Source organism: Collinsella sp. AM10-26 (assembly GCF_003472525.1).
Taxonomy (GTDB): Bacteria; Actinomycetota; Coriobacteriia; order Coriobacteriales; family Coriobacteriaceae; genus Collinsella.
In genome coordinates, this window is sequence record NZ_QRMC01000007.1 from 87,161 (window position 1) to 101,964 (window position 14,804).

At 60.9% G+C, this 14,804-nt stretch carries 11 protein-coding genes; 2 read left to right on the forward strand and 9 right to left on the reverse strand.

All coding sequences use genetic code 11. From position 1 onward, the window contains the following. Positions 1 to 25: 25 nt before the first annotated feature. Entirely contained in the window at positions 26 to 2,242 is a 2,217-nt protein-coding gene (locus DW123_RS07610; protein ID WP_118273269.1) for an acyltransferase family protein, read from the forward strand. Between the two features lie 510 nt (positions 2,243 to 2,752). On the opposite strand, the gene DW123_RS07615 is transcribed toward DW123_RS07610, so the two are convergent. The 8 genes from DW123_RS07615 to DW123_RS07650 form a co-directional block, all read right to left on the reverse strand. Then, complete coding sequence (locus DW123_RS07615; RefSeq protein ID WP_055252163.1) at positions 2,753 to 3,949, reverse strand: Nramp family divalent metal transporter; 1,197 nt, start codon at positions 3,947 to 3,949, stop codon at positions 2,753 to 2,755. A gap of 74 nt (positions 3,950 to 4,023) precedes the next feature. Beyond that, the gene (locus DW123_RS07620) at positions 4,024 to 5,868 is read right to left on the reverse strand and encodes a magnesium transporter (protein ID WP_118273270.1); all 1,845 of its coding nucleotides are present in this window, start codon (positions 5,866 to 5,868) and stop codon (positions 4,024 to 4,026) included. A 427-nt stretch (positions 5,869 to 6,295) separates the two neighbouring features. Next, positions 6,296 to 7,702 carry a polysaccharide deacetylase family protein gene (locus DW123_RS07625; protein ID WP_233540153.1) on the reverse strand — a complete coding sequence of 469 codons (1,407 nt, stop codon included), beginning with the start codon at positions 7,700 to 7,702 and terminating at the stop codon, positions 6,296 to 6,298. Positions 7,703 to 7,774: 72 nt separating this feature from the next. Next, on the reverse strand, positions 7,775 to 8,530 hold the full coding sequence (locus DW123_RS07630; protein ID WP_117735636.1) for a PRC-barrel domain containing protein: 756 nt from the start codon (positions 8,528 to 8,530) through the stop codon (positions 7,775 to 7,777). Beyond that, positions 8,530 to 8,919, reverse strand: coding sequence for a YtxH domain-containing protein (locus DW123_RS07635; RefSeq protein ID WP_117742967.1), 390 nt, complete (start codon positions 8,917 to 8,919; stop codon positions 8,530 to 8,532). Before DW123_RS07635 ends, DW123_RS07630 begins: the two co-directional genes overlap by 1 nt. A 136-nt stretch (positions 8,920 to 9,055) precedes the next feature. Then, a complete protein-coding gene (locus tag DW123_RS09770; RefSeq protein ID WP_233502267.1) occupies positions 9,056 to 9,889 on the reverse strand; it encodes a hypothetical protein in 834 nt (277 codons plus the stop codon). 24 nt (positions 9,890 to 9,913) lie between these two features. Then, positions 9,914 to 11,287 carry a hemolysin family protein gene (locus DW123_RS07645; RefSeq protein ID WP_118273271.1) on the reverse strand — a complete coding sequence of 458 codons (1,374 nt, stop codon included), beginning with the start codon at positions 11,285 to 11,287 and terminating at the stop codon, positions 9,914 to 9,916. 113 nt (positions 11,288 to 11,400) lie between these two features. Continuing rightward, on the reverse strand, positions 11,401 to 12,084 hold the full coding sequence (locus DW123_RS07650) for a hemolysin III family protein (RefSeq protein ID WP_199570206.1): 684 nt from the start codon (positions 12,082 to 12,084) through the stop codon (positions 11,401 to 11,403). A gap of 187 nt (positions 12,085 to 12,271) precedes the next feature. On the opposite strand from DW123_RS07650, the gene DW123_RS07655 reads away from it, so the two are divergent. Next, positions 12,272 to 13,237: an alpha/beta hydrolase gene (locus DW123_RS07655; RefSeq protein WP_118273272.1), complete on the forward strand. Its 966-nt coding sequence runs from the start codon at positions 12,272 to 12,274 to the stop codon at positions 13,235 to 13,237. A 251-nt stretch (positions 13,238 to 13,488) separates the two neighbouring features. On the opposite strand, the gene DW123_RS07660 is transcribed toward DW123_RS07655, so the two are convergent. Further along, a complete protein-coding gene (locus tag DW123_RS07660; RefSeq protein WP_118273273.1) occupies positions 13,489 to 14,694 on the reverse strand; it encodes a DUF362 domain-containing protein in 1,206 nt (401 codons plus the stop codon). Positions 14,695 to 14,804 lie beyond the last annotated feature (110 nt).

Consider the following 14,804-nt stretch of genomic DNA (forward strand, 5'->3'; position numbering starts at 1 on the left):
TATTCTCGTCATTGGATGATGTTTTATGGAACAATTCTCGCAATCGGGCTCGCGCGGCCGACGCCGCACGGGCAACGAGCCAGCGCCGCACGAACGCGTGAAGGGCGAACGCCGTGCCAACGAGCCGCGACGCACCGCGAGCCCCCATCGCGCTTCCGCCAACAACGAGGGCCGCGCCAACACTCCCGCCGCGGAGCAGACGCCTGCTCGCCCCAAGTCCCGCTATATCCCTGCGCTCGACGGTTTGCGCACGCTTGCCGTCGTCGCGGTGGTGCTCTATCACCTCAACCTCACGTGGGCGCAGGGCGGTCTGCTCGGCGTCACGATCTTCTTTGTGCTTTCGGGCTATCTGATCACACGCCTGCTACTCAACGAAGTCGCTAAGACCGGCCGCATCGACCTCAAAAGCTTCTGGATCCGCCGTATCCGTCGCCTGGTCCCCGCCGTGGTAACGGTAGTGTTCGTGACCTGCGCGCTGTGCACCATCTTTAACCACGTGATGCTCACCAAGATGCGCCCCGACATCCTGCCGTCGCTGCTGTTCTTCAACAACTGGTGGCAGATTGCCCAAAACGTCTCGTACTTCAATGCTCTGGGCGACCCCTCGCCGCTCACGCACTTTTGGTCGCTTGCCATCGAGGAACAGTTCTACCTGATTTGGCCGCCACTGCTGTTTGCCATGGTATCCATGCATGTGAGCAAGCCCAACACGCGCCGCGTGGTTCTGGGCCTTGCCGCGGTATCTGCCCTCGCCATGATGCTGCTCTATAACCCTGCCGCCGACCCCAGCCGCGTATACTACGGCACCGACACCCGCGTGTTCTCGCTGCTGCTGGGTGCCTGGATGGCCTTTATCCCCGATCGCGACCTGGCGCCGGTGCGTCTCGCTCATCGTTTGGGGCTCAATCGCCTGGCTGGCGCCGCCAAGCACGGCAAGAACGCCGAGGGCAAGTCTGGCGAGAAGGCCGACGAAGCAGCCGAGACCGCCCCGGCACAGCCGAGCGCCCTCGTGCGCTTTTGGTCCTCGCCCGCATCCATCGATGTGTTGGGCGTCGTGGGTCTGGTTGGCCTTGCCGCCATGGTCGCGCTCACCAACGGCTACACCGCGTTCCAGTATCGCGGCGGCACGCTGCTATGTTCCATCCTCACGCTCATGGTCATCGCGGCCTGCGTGCAGCCCCAGGGAATGGTTGCCCGCGCGCTGTCCACCGAGCCGCTCGTGTGGGTTGGCAAGCGCTCGTACAGCATCTACCTGTGGCACTATCCGCTGCTGTTGCTCATGAACCCGGTCGCCAACATCAACGACACGCCCTGGTGGCAGTACATCTTGCAGGTACTTGTGGTGGTCGCCGTAGCCGAGTGCTCCTATCGCTTTATCGAAACGCCGTTTAGGAAGGGCGCCTTCGGCCGTACCGTCGCCGAGTTCCGCGACGGCACCACCACACCCGCCAACTGGGTGCGCGCGCATATTCCTGTGTGCGCCACTTGCGGGATCGTGCTTGTCATCGCGCTGGGCGGCCTGATCTTTGTGCCGGAGACCTCCGCGCTGAGCGGTGAGGGCGCCGAAGTCCTCAACAAGGAAGCCAAAAACACCGCGCCCACCGACCAGCAGGCGGCCGAGGACACCGACAAGGACAACGACGGCTTCCCCGATGGCTCCTACGACCTGTTGATGATCGGTGACTCCGTGTCGCTGCGCGCCGTTGATTCCTTTGACAGCGTGTTTCCTCACAGCCATATCGATGCCGAAAAGGGCCGCCAGTTTGATGCGGGCCGCGCGACATTTGAGGGCTATATCCAGCAGAATCTTGCCGGCAAGATCGTGGTCTTTGCGCTGGGCACAAACGGTTTGGTAACGGACGCCCAGGTCGACGCCATCATGGCCGATGCGGGAGATAAGCGTATTGTCGTGTTTGTAAACACGCGTAGCCCGCAGCCGTGGGTCGGGTCCACGAACCAGGCCATCGCCAACGCCGCCACGCGCTACAAGAATGTACGCGTTATCGACTGGTACGGGCACAGTGCCAACCGCAACGACCTGTTCGATGGCGACGGCACGCACCTGTCGACTACCGGCGTGACCGAGTACCTCAACCTGATCCACGATGCGGTCAAGAAGGACCTGCCCGTGCATCCCGAGGACCACGTCAACGATCCGCAGCCGGCAGCCGTCAAGTCCGCCGCCGACACACTCGTCAATGCCCTCGCTCTCAAGCCGCACAAGCTGGGCACCGACAAGTAACCTGCAGCGCAAACTCCCCCCTCCGGCAGTTAGGGACGTTCCTTATGTGCCGGCACCTAGGGACACTCCTGACACAGCCGAGGAACGCCCTCCTTGCGACCGAATTCTGGACGCCTCGCCACCCCGAGCGTTGTTTCCAAGCCCACACCCGCAGCAAACAACCCAAAATCACTCTTTTCGAGCCGGCTCCAAGAGGTCGTGGACAAAAAGAGGCAAATATGAGTACTGTTACAATTTTAATAGCAGGCAAAACCACCCAAAATGGCGCCCATGCGGTAGCGCGCGACCCTTCCAGTTGACCAGAATGGCCGGCTTAGGACTTGGAGCTCCGCTTTTAATGAACAGATTTTTAGATATGTTTATTATTTTCTTAGTTGTAAATGCTATCGGCCAGGCAACAGTACTCATATTTGGCATTTTTTGTCCACCCGCATATTACTAACCCCCTATAACAGGCAAAATACAGGCCGCAACCCATGGCGGCGGCCTGTTTGGAGTCCAAAAGAGGCGCTAAGCGCTGTAACCCATCGCCTGCAGGACAAACATGACAACCGTCAGCACCGTGATCACGCCGATAGTCGCCCACGTAAGCACATTCCACACGCGGCCGTTGCGGTTGGCGCCCATAATGTGACGATCGGCGGCAATAACCACCTGAAACACCAAAACCACGGGCAACAGCACGCCGTTGATGACCTGCGAGGTCATCATAATCTGGAACAGATCGACACCAGGCATAAGCACCAGTACGGCAGAGATACCGATGATGGCCGTAATGATGCCGCGATATACCGGAGCCTCGTCCCAGCTGCGATCGGCGCCGCGCTCCCAACCAAAAGCCTCGCAGATGGCACTCGACGTAACGCCCGGCAGCACGCAGGCAGCCAAAAAGCTCGCTGCGACCAGGCCCGAGGCAAACAGCACCGTGGACCACTGACCCGCGATGGGCTCCAGCGCGCGGGCGGCATCGGCGGCATCGCTAATCTGAATACCCGCCGGGAACAGCACCGTACCGGTCGTGATGATAATGAAGCCCGCAATGATATCAGCAGCGATCGAGCCGCTCACGGTATCAATACGCTGCAGCACGATATCGTCCTCGCCCGCATTCTTATCGACCACGTTATTCTGCGCCAAGAAAATCATCCACGGCGCGATGGTGGTACCGATCGTTGCGACCACGAGCGACACGTAGCTGGGATCGTTCTGAATATTGGGGACGACCAAGTCGACCGCGACCTCACCCCAGTTGGGACCGGCCATAAACGCGGCGACAATATAGGTCACGAAGACGCAGCTTACCAGCAGCAGAATCTTCTCGATGCGCTGGAAGCTACCCGACATGGTAAGCATCCACACCAGCAGCGCCACCAACGGCACCGAGATGCTCGCCGGCACGCCAAAGAGGGCAAGGCCGCTGGCGATACCCGCAAACTCCGAAATGGTCACAGCTGTGTTGGCGATCAACAGCGCCGCCATAGCAAGTACACTCTTGCGCACGCCAAAGCGCTCGCGAATGAGCGACGCCAGGCCCTTGCCCGTGACGCAGCCGCAGCGCGCCGCGGTCTCCTGCGTCACGATAAGCAGCACGGTCATGACGGGAAGCATCCAGAGCATCTTATAGCCATAGCTGGCGCCCGCGCTGGAATACGTGGCGATACCGCCGGCGTCGTTACCCGAAAGCGCCGCCAGCAGACCGGGGCCCATAGCGCCAAAGATGGCGGCGATGGTCAGCTTTTGCTTGGCGCTCGCCTTTTGTTTCGTGTTTTCCACGAGACCACCTAACCCATGACTGACATGGTGAGCAGCACCGCGGCGATGCAGTACGCCACACACGAGATCATGACGGCGATGACGTTCATAGCGGTACCCGACGTGTTGAGGTCGTGCTCATCGCGCCAAAACAGCACCATCAGATAAATCACGGCGCTCATGTTGCCCACCAGGCAGATGATGGCAGCAATGTTAAAGCAGCCGGTAAAGAGCTGCTCCTCAAACATAGGGGCATCGGGGAACGCGGCGGTGCGCACCAGCTGCGCACACAGGTAAGTAACAAGCGAAAGGATCAGGCCCATACCCGTGCTCTGGAAGAAGAACCCCAGATACGGCTTGGGCTCATCGTCATGGCCGTCGTACTCCAGAAAGTAGTTCTTGACGAACGACACCATGCGCGAGGCAGCCAGCAGCACGAGCGGCATGGCGCACATGGGGAACACCACCAGATACGCGGAGCCCAGCGCCGTCCCCAGCACCGTCGCCATGATGCAGGAGGCAATGCCCCACACGACGACCCAGTACTGGCGATGCACAAACCAGCTGAGCACGTTCGTCGAGTCGTCCGATGCGCTATCGCCCGAACCGACACCGGCGATCTGCAGGTCCTCCTGGTGCTCCTCGGCAATAACGTCCATGGCGTCGTCGAAGGTCACGATACCCAGGATGTGACGGTTCTCGTCACAGACGGGGATAGCTACCAGGTCATACTTGGTCATCTCATCCGTCACGTCTTCCTGGTCCTCGTCGGGCGACACATAGACCAGATCGCGATAGGCAAGCTGGCCTAGCGTGGCGTCGCGGTCGGCCACGATCAGCGTGCGCAGCGAAAGCACGCCCGTCAGCATGCCGCTCGGATCCTCGGTATAGACGTAATAGACACTCTCAAAATCCTCGTCGAGTTTGCGAATTGCCTCGATGGCATCGCCGACCGTCGCCGTGGCGGGCAGCGAGACAAACTCCGAGGTCATGATGCGGCCGGCGGTGTTGTCCTCGTAGCCCAACAGATTACGAATCGCCTTCTCCTCCTTGACGCCCATCAGGCGCAGGAGCTTCTCGGCCTTCTCATAATCGAGCTCGTCAATCAGGTCGGCAGCGTCGTCCGGGTCCATCATGGCCAGCATCGACGATGCGTCGGTATCGGACAGGCCCTCGAGCATCTCGGTCATGAGCTCGTCATCATCGAACTCCGAGATGGCCTCGGCAGCCTGTGCGGTATCGAGCTGCGCAAACACCTGCGCGCGAAGGCGCGGGTCGAGCTGCTCGATGATGTCAGCGATGTCGGCAGGATGCAGCTCGCCAAGCGTCTTGTGCGACACCGAGAGCTGGATGTTCTTAGTCGAGCGGTCGAGCAGGTCCATGTAAGACCAGGCGATAATGTCCTCGCTGAGCGGCTTGCCCAAGTGCTTCATAAAGCCCTCGACGACGTGCTCGAGCGCGGGACTGATTGCACGCAGCAGACCGCGGGCGCCGACCTCGGCACCCAGCAGACGCAGCTGATTTTCGCCCGACATGGAGAACTTGATGTCGTTGACACGCACGACCTTCATGCCTTGCGTATCGACGATCTGCTTGTTGAGCACGTCGCGCGCCAGCAGGAGCTCGGTCGGCTGCAGGTACGAAAAGCGAATGTTGGTGGCAGACGTATTGAGATACACGCCCGTCTCGTCGATACGGTCGACCCATTTGCGCCAGCTGATCATAAACGGCGTCTTGCCGGGACCACGGAACGCAAGCGACGTCACGCGCGGAAAAACTTCGCCGGTTGCAATGCCAAAATCGTTCACAACGCCGAGCTTTTCGCCGTCGACGTCCAAGACCGGCAATTTGAGCATCTCACTCAGATAATTCAATGGTGCTCCCCATCATTATCCCTGCGGACCGCGTGACCATGCCGGCACGCAATCCGTGGACTTTTAGATATGTATACGCATGCGCGGGCGGCACGCCGCTCAGCGCTCACACCCCGTGCACGCGCAGAAAGCACCTGCATGGGGTCATCGACTGTATGGTCGAGGTTTGGATTTCACCTGTAACCTTTCTCTTGACCCTTATTAACCGCAGTAACTATAGCATCAGCATCGCGCTGCGGCACCGAATTTATGCGCTGCACATTGCAGGCATACCAAACGCTGACGTATCCGTGACATAGCCATTGGACGTTCTTAAACGACTAGTCGTCGGGGACACTCTTTGCGAGCGACAGAAAAGGACTGTCCCAAACTGCCGGCAGAAAAGGAACGTCCCCAAGTGCCGGCCTTTGGGGACAGTCCCCAATGACTACTCTGTGGTGTCGTCGTCCTCGGCAAGTTGGGGGAACACAGCGTTTTTGGGCATGGAAACCTTGGTGAGCGAGGTGAGCTTTTTGCTCAGCGCTGTGTCCGTCTTGACCAGATCGCTGAGCGTCACGATCTTGTAGCCGTCGGCAATAAGCCCGTCGATAATCTGCGGCAGCGCCTCGAGCGTCTGCTCGGCGCATTCGTCTCTATCGGTGAGCAGCACGATATTGCCTGGCGTCACCGAATCGAGCACCGTCGAGACTTGCTCGTCGGCACCTTTGAGCAGCCAGTCACCCGAATCGATATTCCACGAGACCACGGCGGAGACCAGGTCCATCGAGTCGATCCAGTTTTGCTCGTCAAACGCGGCGTAGGGGGCACGCAGCATCATCGTCTTCACGCCGGTCGCCGACTTAATCGCATCGGCACCTTTCGTGATCTGTTCGCGTACTGTCTCGCGATCCTCGCCCTTGAGCGAATCATCGCTGTAGCTGTTGGAGCCGACCTCGCACCCGGCATCGACAATCGCCTTGGCCGTGGCAGGCGAGGCCTCGGCCGCATCGCCCGAAAGGAAGAACGTCGCCGTGACGCCCTTTTCCTTGAGCACCTGCACGATCTGCTTGGTCGCGCCGCTCGGACCCTCGTCAAATGTCAGGGCCACGTACTTTTCGTTGCCCTTGGGCGCCACGCTTGCGCACTCGACTACGCAGTCGGTGGCGGGCACGACCTCGCCACGGTCCTGCGTCTTGCCCGACTGCTCGCCAACCCATACCTCGGAGCGGCCCTGAACGCCCCAGGTTTTGACATACTCAATGGCACCCGCGCCTTCGACCTTGAGCTTTGGCTCGATAGTCGTGGCCTGGACCTCGTGCTTTTCATACGCGTTGCGGCCGTCCTTGACCGTCACCTTCTCGCCGCCCTCAAGTTCGCGGCTATCCCATTTGCCCTGCTTCACGCGCTTGCCGTCGACCTTCACCGACAGCTTTTCGCCCCCATGGCGCTTGAGCACGCTGTCATCGACGGCCAACAGGTCGCCTGCGTCGTAGGTGTCAGCCAACTCCTGGTCGTCGATAAGATTCTGCAACGTAGAGCCCACGCGCACCGCGGTCTTTTGCCCGTTGAGTTCCACGTCCACGCTGCGGTTTACGTAGCCCACGACGGCAGCGATAAACAGTACGAGCGCGCAACCCACGGCGATGAGCGCATAGGGCAGGCGGGACGGTCGGCGCGGTGAGCGCCCGTTGCCGATGCGCGCGCTGCGATCGCTAAACCCACGGCTATGGTTGAGGTACATCGCGCCGGGCTTACGGCGACGTCGACGCTGACCGCTGGGCAGCTGCCCCAGGTCGCGGCGTGCCGTCGGACGCGCACCCGAGCGCCCGTTTAAGTTAGATCCGTTTTGGCGCATGTGCCCTCCCCCATAAACACAGCGAGCCGGAGCAACAGGTCTCCGGCTCGCCTCCCATCATTTGGTACGTCGCTATTTGCTAGCTTTTGACGAGCCCCCGCTCGCCTTTTGATATTCGTCCTTAAACGCCTTGAACATACCGCGCGTCTTGCCGAGCTGCTTGCCCAGCGCGCGGCTGCCCTTGTCCACGGCGACCGATCCCTTGTCATCGAGCACCTTGGCGCCCTTCTTGACCTTGTCACCCACCACGACGCTGGCCTCAGCGGCCTTGGCAGCCGCACCGCCCGAATACCCGAGCGACTTGACCTCGTCCGAGACGACCATCGCGCCGTTCTCGTAGCCGCGCAGCATCGTCGGCGGCACCTGCGTGTCACCAACCAAAACACTCGAAGCAGCACCGGCGGTCACATAGAATGCTTGCACGATGCCCGAGCGTGGCTTGAACTCAACGTCCGAGCAATAGCCCACGACGTCGCCCGATTCCGTGCGCACGTCCATACCGACCCAGATGATGCAATCGTCCAGGTTGATGTCGAGGCGCTTGGCGGCGGCGGCATCGTACGTGTCCTTGACGTCATCGACCGCAATGGCGCCCTCGTAGACACCAATGGCGTCGAGCGCTACGAATCGATCGGGACGCTCGATCATGCCCGCGATATCGGACTGGCGGACCATAAAGCCGACCACGCGCGTACCGCCCGGGGTAAAAACCGGAAAGTGAATCTTTCCGAGCTTTTTAGGGCTGCGCGGCGTGCCGTCCTTTTTGATGCGCTTGTCCTCGGTAGGCTTGCGATAGATCTTGGCGCCGACAAAATCCCCGGCGCGCATTATGCCTCGGTCGAGGGCTCCGCAGCCTCGGTATCAGCCTCGACGGCGTTCTCGACCACGACGTCGGCGGCAGGCGTCACGTTGCCGCCCGAAATGGCGTCGTTGAGCTGCTCGCGCAGCTGGTCCATGCGCTCGCGGGCCAGGTCGACCTTGGCGCGCAGGTCGTCGGTCTTGGCGTCGACCATCGGGCCAAAATCGTTGACCGCAGCACGGGCCTCCTCGGCGCCGTGCTCGTAGGTGTCGCGCATATTGTCCCAGGCGTCGTTGGCGATATCGGCAGCCATGGCGCGGGTCTCGGCGCCCGAGCGCGGGGCCAGAGCAACGCCGATAATAGCGCCGGCAGCGGCACCAAAAAGTGCGCCGGAGACAAAGCTGAAAGTCTTACCCATGATCATTCCTCTCCTGCGGGCACGTCGGTGCCCACCGTTTGAATGCTGTCCATTATACCCGCAGCGCATCACTTGCCGCTCCGCTCATCTGCGTACGGCAAAGGCGCAGGTCCGTGATGGTAATAAACGCGTAGGCCTACTCCTGAGGCATAGCCGGCATGGCCACTGTGGCACCCGGGTCCTCGCCGGCGCCGTCCACGAGCGGCAGGCCGCCCTCATGCGCAGGTCCCGCCGGAACCGTCGCCGCACCGCCAAAGACGGCAGCGGAAGCCTCGTGGTTTTCGGCAACCGCGCCCTCGGTATCAATCGCCACCTGGGGCTCGTCGTCAAAGTTGGGGACGCCTTGGGGCTCGGTGGGAACGGGCTCGGCGGTCGCATCGGCAACAGGCTCGGCGTCGACCGGCACATCGCCCTCGTCAGCGCCCTCGTCCTCGGCAGCATCTTCGCCGTTCGCAGCGGCGACGGCCTCGTGAGGATCCTTGCCCTCGGCCTCGGCGCGCATGCCCAGCACCAGGTTGCGCAGGCCCGCGACCGTACCGTCCACATCGGGAGCCGGCTGGTCGGCGTGCAGATAGGCCCAATCCATCATAAAGGTGGCCGAAGACAGCGCGCCAATGGCCAGCGCGTCGTCGGGACACGAAAGCTCAACCTCAAAGACGCGCTCGTCGTGCTCGCTTACGCGCGTGCGACCGCACGAGATGCTGCCGGCAAGACCGGTCTCGTTCATGAGCTCGACCGTCACGTGCTCCAGCAGGTGGCAAAGCTCGGTCTGACCCATGCAATCCTGGAACTCGCGGCCGGAATCGCCCAGGCACAGGTGCTTGGCAATCGCCGGCACCAGGTAGTACACGCGCGCCGTGGCCTCGATATCCTCCGAGGTCATCAGCGGCATGCCGGGGTTCACCAGCACATGCGCGCAGATCTTGTCCTCGCTGACGGTGACCTTAAGGATGTTGAACAGGCCTGCCATAACTCTCCCCTACTCTTCCTTGTCCTACTCGTCGCCGTCGTGCGGATTCGCAGAACCCGCACCCGACGTCGTCGGCTCGTCTACCGAAGACTCGGAATCCTTCTTATCGGTTTCGGCCGGAGCGATCACGCGAATGAGCGAGATGCGCTGGCCACGCATCGACTGCACCTTAAACTTGTACCCCGCGACCTCAAACACCTCTCCGATGTCGGGCACCGAGTCGCAAAGCTCCAAAATCCAGCCGGCGATGGTCTCATAATCATCGCTTTCCTCGAGCGGCCAACCAAGCTCAATCGCGTCATCGCACGAAAAACGCCCATCGACAAGCCACTCGCGGCGCGAAAGGCGCGTGAGGTACTTGTTGTCGGGGTCGAACTCGTCTTCGATCTCGCCCACGATCTCCTCGACGATGTCCTCGATGGTGATAATGCCGGCCGTACCACCGTACTCGTCCACGACCACTACGATCTGGTCGTGCGAGGTCTGCATCTCGGACAGCAGCGGCAGGATGTCCTTGGTGTCGGGCACAAAGGTGGCGTCGCGCAAAAAGCCGGCGATGGGCTGGTCGCCCTTGCCGTCGAGCGCGGGCTGAATCAGGTCCTTGATATGCGCGATGCCCGCCACGCTGTCGGGGTCCTCGTGATAGACGGGGATGCGGCTAAAGCCGGTCTGGCGCATGGTGGACAGCACGTCGGCGACCGTCTCGTCGTCCTCGCACATGGTGGTGTCCACGCGCGGCACCATGACCTCGCGGGCAACGGTGTCGCCCAAGTCAAAGATCTCGTGGATCATACGCTTTTCCTCGTCGAGCAGGTCATCCTGCTCCGAGACCATGTACTTGATCTCTTCTTCCGAGACGTTCTGACGGTCGTCGGCACTCTTGATGCGCAGGATGCGGGCTAGGCCATCGGAACAAGCGCCAGTCAGCCACACGAGCGGACGGGCGATCTTTTGGAAAAACGACAACGGCCCCACGACCTGCTTGGACACGCCCTCGGCATTGGCCAGGCCGATGCGCTTGGGCACAAGCTCGCCAATCACGATGGACACGAAGGCGACCGCGACGGTGATGATGACCGGCGCCAGGCCGCGCGCGATGGCGGAGAGCGGCGCGATGCCAAAACTCATGAGCCACGTGGCGAGCGGGTCGGACAGACTCGTCGAGGCGACGGCGGACGAGGCGAATCCCACGAGCGTGATGGCGACCTGGATGGTGGCGAGCAGCTGGTCGGAGTCGGCAGCCAGCTTAATGGCACGCTCGGCGCGCCTGTCGCCTTCCTCGGCCTCGTGCTCCAGCACGGCGCGCTTGGCCGTGGTGAGCGCCATCTCCGACATGGAGAAGTAGCCGTTGATGAGGGTTAAAACGAGGGTGGTGATAAGGGAGATGGTTATGTCCATCGGGAGTTTCTCGAACCTCCAAGATTCGGGACGTCAGGTTAAAACGTTGGTGACGGATAGGGCAGTTGCGCCCGGTGGCCGCCTGGATGGGTCCGCGGGCACAGACGCGATCGCTAGATTACGAAGAGAATCACCGCCATGAACTGGAAGATGCTGCCGGCGAGCACCCACAGGTGAAACACGCTGTGCAGATAGCGCACGTTTTTGGCGATATAGAACGGCACGCCCACGGTGTAGCACACGCCGCCGACGGCGAGCAGGGCAAGCGCCACGGGATTCAGCAGCGCCACAAGCTCGGGCAACTTAAAGACGACGAGCCAGCCCATCAGCAGGTAGACCAGGCCGCATGCCCAGTGCGGTTGACGCTCGCGCATAAAGCACTCGAGGGCGATGCCGATAATGGCGATGGCCCACACGGCAAAGAACAGCGCGGGGCCGCCGTCGTTTGCGAGCGTGATGAGGCAAAACGGGGTGTAGCTGCCCGCGATGAGCACGTAGATACAGCTGTGGTCGATGATACGGAACACGCGCTTGGCGCGCGCGGGCTGAATCGCGTGGTAGAGCGTGGAGGCCAGGTATTCGAGGATGATGCTGACGCCGTAGACAATCGCCGCAGCCATGTGGGCCGGGCCGCCGCCACGCAGGGCAGCGAATACGATCAGGAGCACCAGGCCTGCGATGCCCAGCAGGCAGCCGACACCATGGGTGACGGAGTTCATGATCTCCTCGCCCACCGTGTACTGTGGAACGGCCGCGGTCTTGGGCCGCGGCTTGAAACTGTCGCTCGAATCGGACATGCCGGTTACATCCTCCAACATAATAGAGTTCTCAACACTATATCAAAGCGTCTTGGTACGTGCGAAATTTGCACCATACGCGACCTTTTGTTTACCCATTCTTTGCTTGTTGACGCATCAACGGCGAACATTCATAATGCGCTTCGTTTAATTGTTGACGTATTAACATCTTAGAGGAGAAGACCTTATGGCTCAAAGCGCACACCCCCATCGAAAGCTCAAGATAGCCGGCGTTGTTGCGCTGGTGCTCGTTGTCACGTTGCTCGGATTTGCCGGCAACTTTTTGTTTGACTTTGCCCTGAACCCCCAAGCGCCGTACACCATGAAGATGATGCAGGACGGCAAGGACGCTAAGAAAGACGAGCAGATGGATGCCGAGGATGTCGAGGCGCGGGCGTGGTTCAAAGAGCATCGCGAGAGCAGCAGCCTCACCGCAGATGACGGGACCGAGCTTGCCGCTTGGTATTTTGCCGGCCCGGAGAGCACGCACGATTACGCTATCTGCCTGCACGGATACACCGACGAGCCCATCGGTATGACACGATACGTCAAGCGCTTCCACGACCGCGGCATGAACGTACTCGCACCCGCCGCCCGCGCCCACGAGCGCTCCGGCGGCGACTATATCGGCATGGGCTGGCCCGAGCGGCTCGATGTCGTCGCATGGATCGGGCGAATCGTTCAGGCCGACCCCGAGGCACGCATCCTGGTCTTTGGCGAGTCGATGGGCGCGGCGACGGCCATGAATGTCGCAGGGGAATCGTTGCCCCCTAATGTTAGGTGCATCATCGAGGACTGCGGCTACACGAGCGTCTGGGACGAGTTTTCCCTGCAGCTCAAGGACGTGTTTGCCCTGCCCAGCTTTCCCTTGCTCGATGTGGCGAACCTGGTGTGCAACGTTCGCACAGGCTATGACTTCCATAAGGCAAGCAGCGTGGAGCAGCTTAAACACGCGACGGTCCCCATGCTCTTTATCCATGGCGACCAAGACACCTTTGTGCCGTACAGCATGCTCAAGCAAAACTACGACGCGTGCGCTAGCAAGGTCAAGCAAAAGCTCACCGTCCATGGCGCCACGCACGCCAAGAGCGCGCAGGTCGACCCCGAACTCTACTGGAACACGGTCAACGGCTTCCTCGACAAGAATTTCTAGGTGAATTTACGCATATTTTGCTTTATTTGACCCCCTATTTTCGGAAGTGCGGGGAAAATGTCGGAAGCCCCGACCAGACCGCCGTTTTACCAGGAATTTATCAGGGGTGTTGTTGCCAAAAAACGGTTTGTGGTCGGCGATATTCGATTTTTCCCCGCACTTTCGAAAAACCGCCCGCGAGCACTGCGCTCGCGGGCGGTTTTTTCTTACGTTACGCTACAAAGGCGCTTGATATGTCCAATATACAGGCGCTACTTGACCTCGATGAGCTCGTACTTGCTCGTGCCCAGGCCGATCTTCTCGGCGTGTGCGATGCAGGAGCGCCAGTCGGTGTCGGGATGCGTGATGCAGAAGGGGTCCTTGGCCTGCTCGCCCTCCAGATGCTCGTGGTTGTGCTCCATCTTGGCCGCGCTATCGGTGAGCTCGGTGTTGGGCAGCGGCTCGGACGCCATGACGGCGTCGGCGCAGGCCTGATCGATGGCGACCGGGTCGAAGCTCGCGAACATGCCGATGTCGTTGACGATCGGCGTATCGTTTTCGGGATGGCAATCGCAGTTGGGGCTGATGTCCATAGCAAGCGAGATATGGAAGCTCGGGCGGCCGTCGACGACAGCCTTCGTGTACTCGGCGATCTTGTAGTTGAGCACGTCGGCCGCAGCGTCATAGCCGGGCTTGATGCAGTCCTGGTTGCATGCCGCAATGCAGCGTCCGCAGCCCACGCAGCGATCGTGGTCGATGGCGGCCACGTGCACCGTGCGAGTAGCGCCGCTGGCAAGCTCGCGCTCGCGGGTATCGTCGAACGAGATAGCGTTGTGCGCGCAGATCTTTTCGCAGGCACGGCAGCCAATGCAGTGCTCGGTCGCGACGTTCGGTTTGCCGGCGGCATGCTGCTCCATCTTGCCGGCACGGCTGCCGCCTCCCATGCCCAGATTCTTCATGGCGCCGCCAAAGCCGGCCTGCTCATGGCCCTTAAAGTGCGTGAGGCTAATCACGATATCGGCATCCATGAGTGCCTGACCGATCTTGGCCTCGCGCACGTACTCGCCACCCTCGACCGGGACGAGCGCCTCGTCGGTGCCCTTGAGGCCGTCGGCGATGATGATCTGGCAGCCCGTGGCATACGGGGTAAAGCCGTTCTGATAGGCGGTATCGATGTGCTCGAGCGCGTTTTTGCGGCTACCCACATAGAGCGTATTGCAGTCGGTGAGGAAGGGCTTGCCACCCAGTTCCTTCACGACATCCGCGACGGCGCGGGCGTAGTTGGGGCGCAAAAAGCTCAGGTTGCCCAGCTCGCCAAAGTGAATCTTGATGGCGACGAACTTGTTCTCAAAGTCGATCTGCTCAATACCGGCGTGACGGATGAGGCGCTTGAGCTTGTCGAGCTGGCTCTCGCGAGCATGCGTGCGCAGGTTGGTAAAGTACACCTTAGCGGGTGCTGCGGGTACAGTTGCGGTCATAGATATATCCCCTCGGTCTATATGGCGTTACAGACATAGAGGATGGTACCCGTTAAAGCGGGGTTGAAGTCAAGCGCGGCGCCTAGCCGTTGGGTGTTCTTAAACGACTA

Bases quoted from the DNA above. Each gene is read 5' to 3' on its own strand.
- DW123_RS07645 (WP_118273271.1), bottom strand. From the start codon at position 11,287: ATGGACATAACCATCTCCCTTATCACCACCCTCGTTTTAACCCTCATC.
- DW123_RS09770 (WP_233502267.1), bottom strand. From the start codon at position 9,889: ATGGCAGGCCTGTTCAACATCCTTAAGGTCACCGTCAGCGAGGACAAG.
- DW123_RS07630 (WP_117735636.1), bottom strand. From the start codon at position 8,530: ATGCGCGCCGGGGATTTTGTCGGCGCCAAGATCTATCGCAAGCCTACC.
- DW123_RS07615 (WP_055252163.1), bottom strand. From the start codon at position 3,949: ATGGGCCCCGGTCTGCTGGCGGCGCTTTCGGGTAACGACGCCGGCGGT.
- DW123_RS07635 (WP_117742967.1), bottom strand. From the start codon at position 8,919: ATGGGTAAGACTTTCAGCTTTGTCTCCGGCGCACTTTTTGGTGCCGCT.
- DW123_RS07610 (WP_118273269.1), top strand. From the start codon at position 26: ATGGAACAATTCTCGCAATCGGGCTCGCGCGGCCGACGCCGCACGGGC.
- DW123_RS07655 (WP_118273272.1), top strand. From the start codon at position 12,272: ATGGCTCAAAGCGCACACCCCCATCGAAAGCTCAAGATAGCCGGCGTT.
- DW123_RS07625 (WP_233540153.1), bottom strand. From the start codon at position 7,702: ATGCGCCAAAACGGATCTAACTTAAACGGGCGCTCGGGTGCGCGTCCG.
- DW123_RS07650 (WP_199570206.1), bottom strand. From the start codon at position 12,084: ATGTCCGATTCGAGCGACAGTTTCAAGCCGCGGCCCAAGACCGCGGCC.
- DW123_RS07660 (WP_118273273.1), bottom strand. From the start codon at position 14,694: ATGACCGCAACTGTACCCGCAGCACCCGCTAAGGTGTACTTTACCAAC.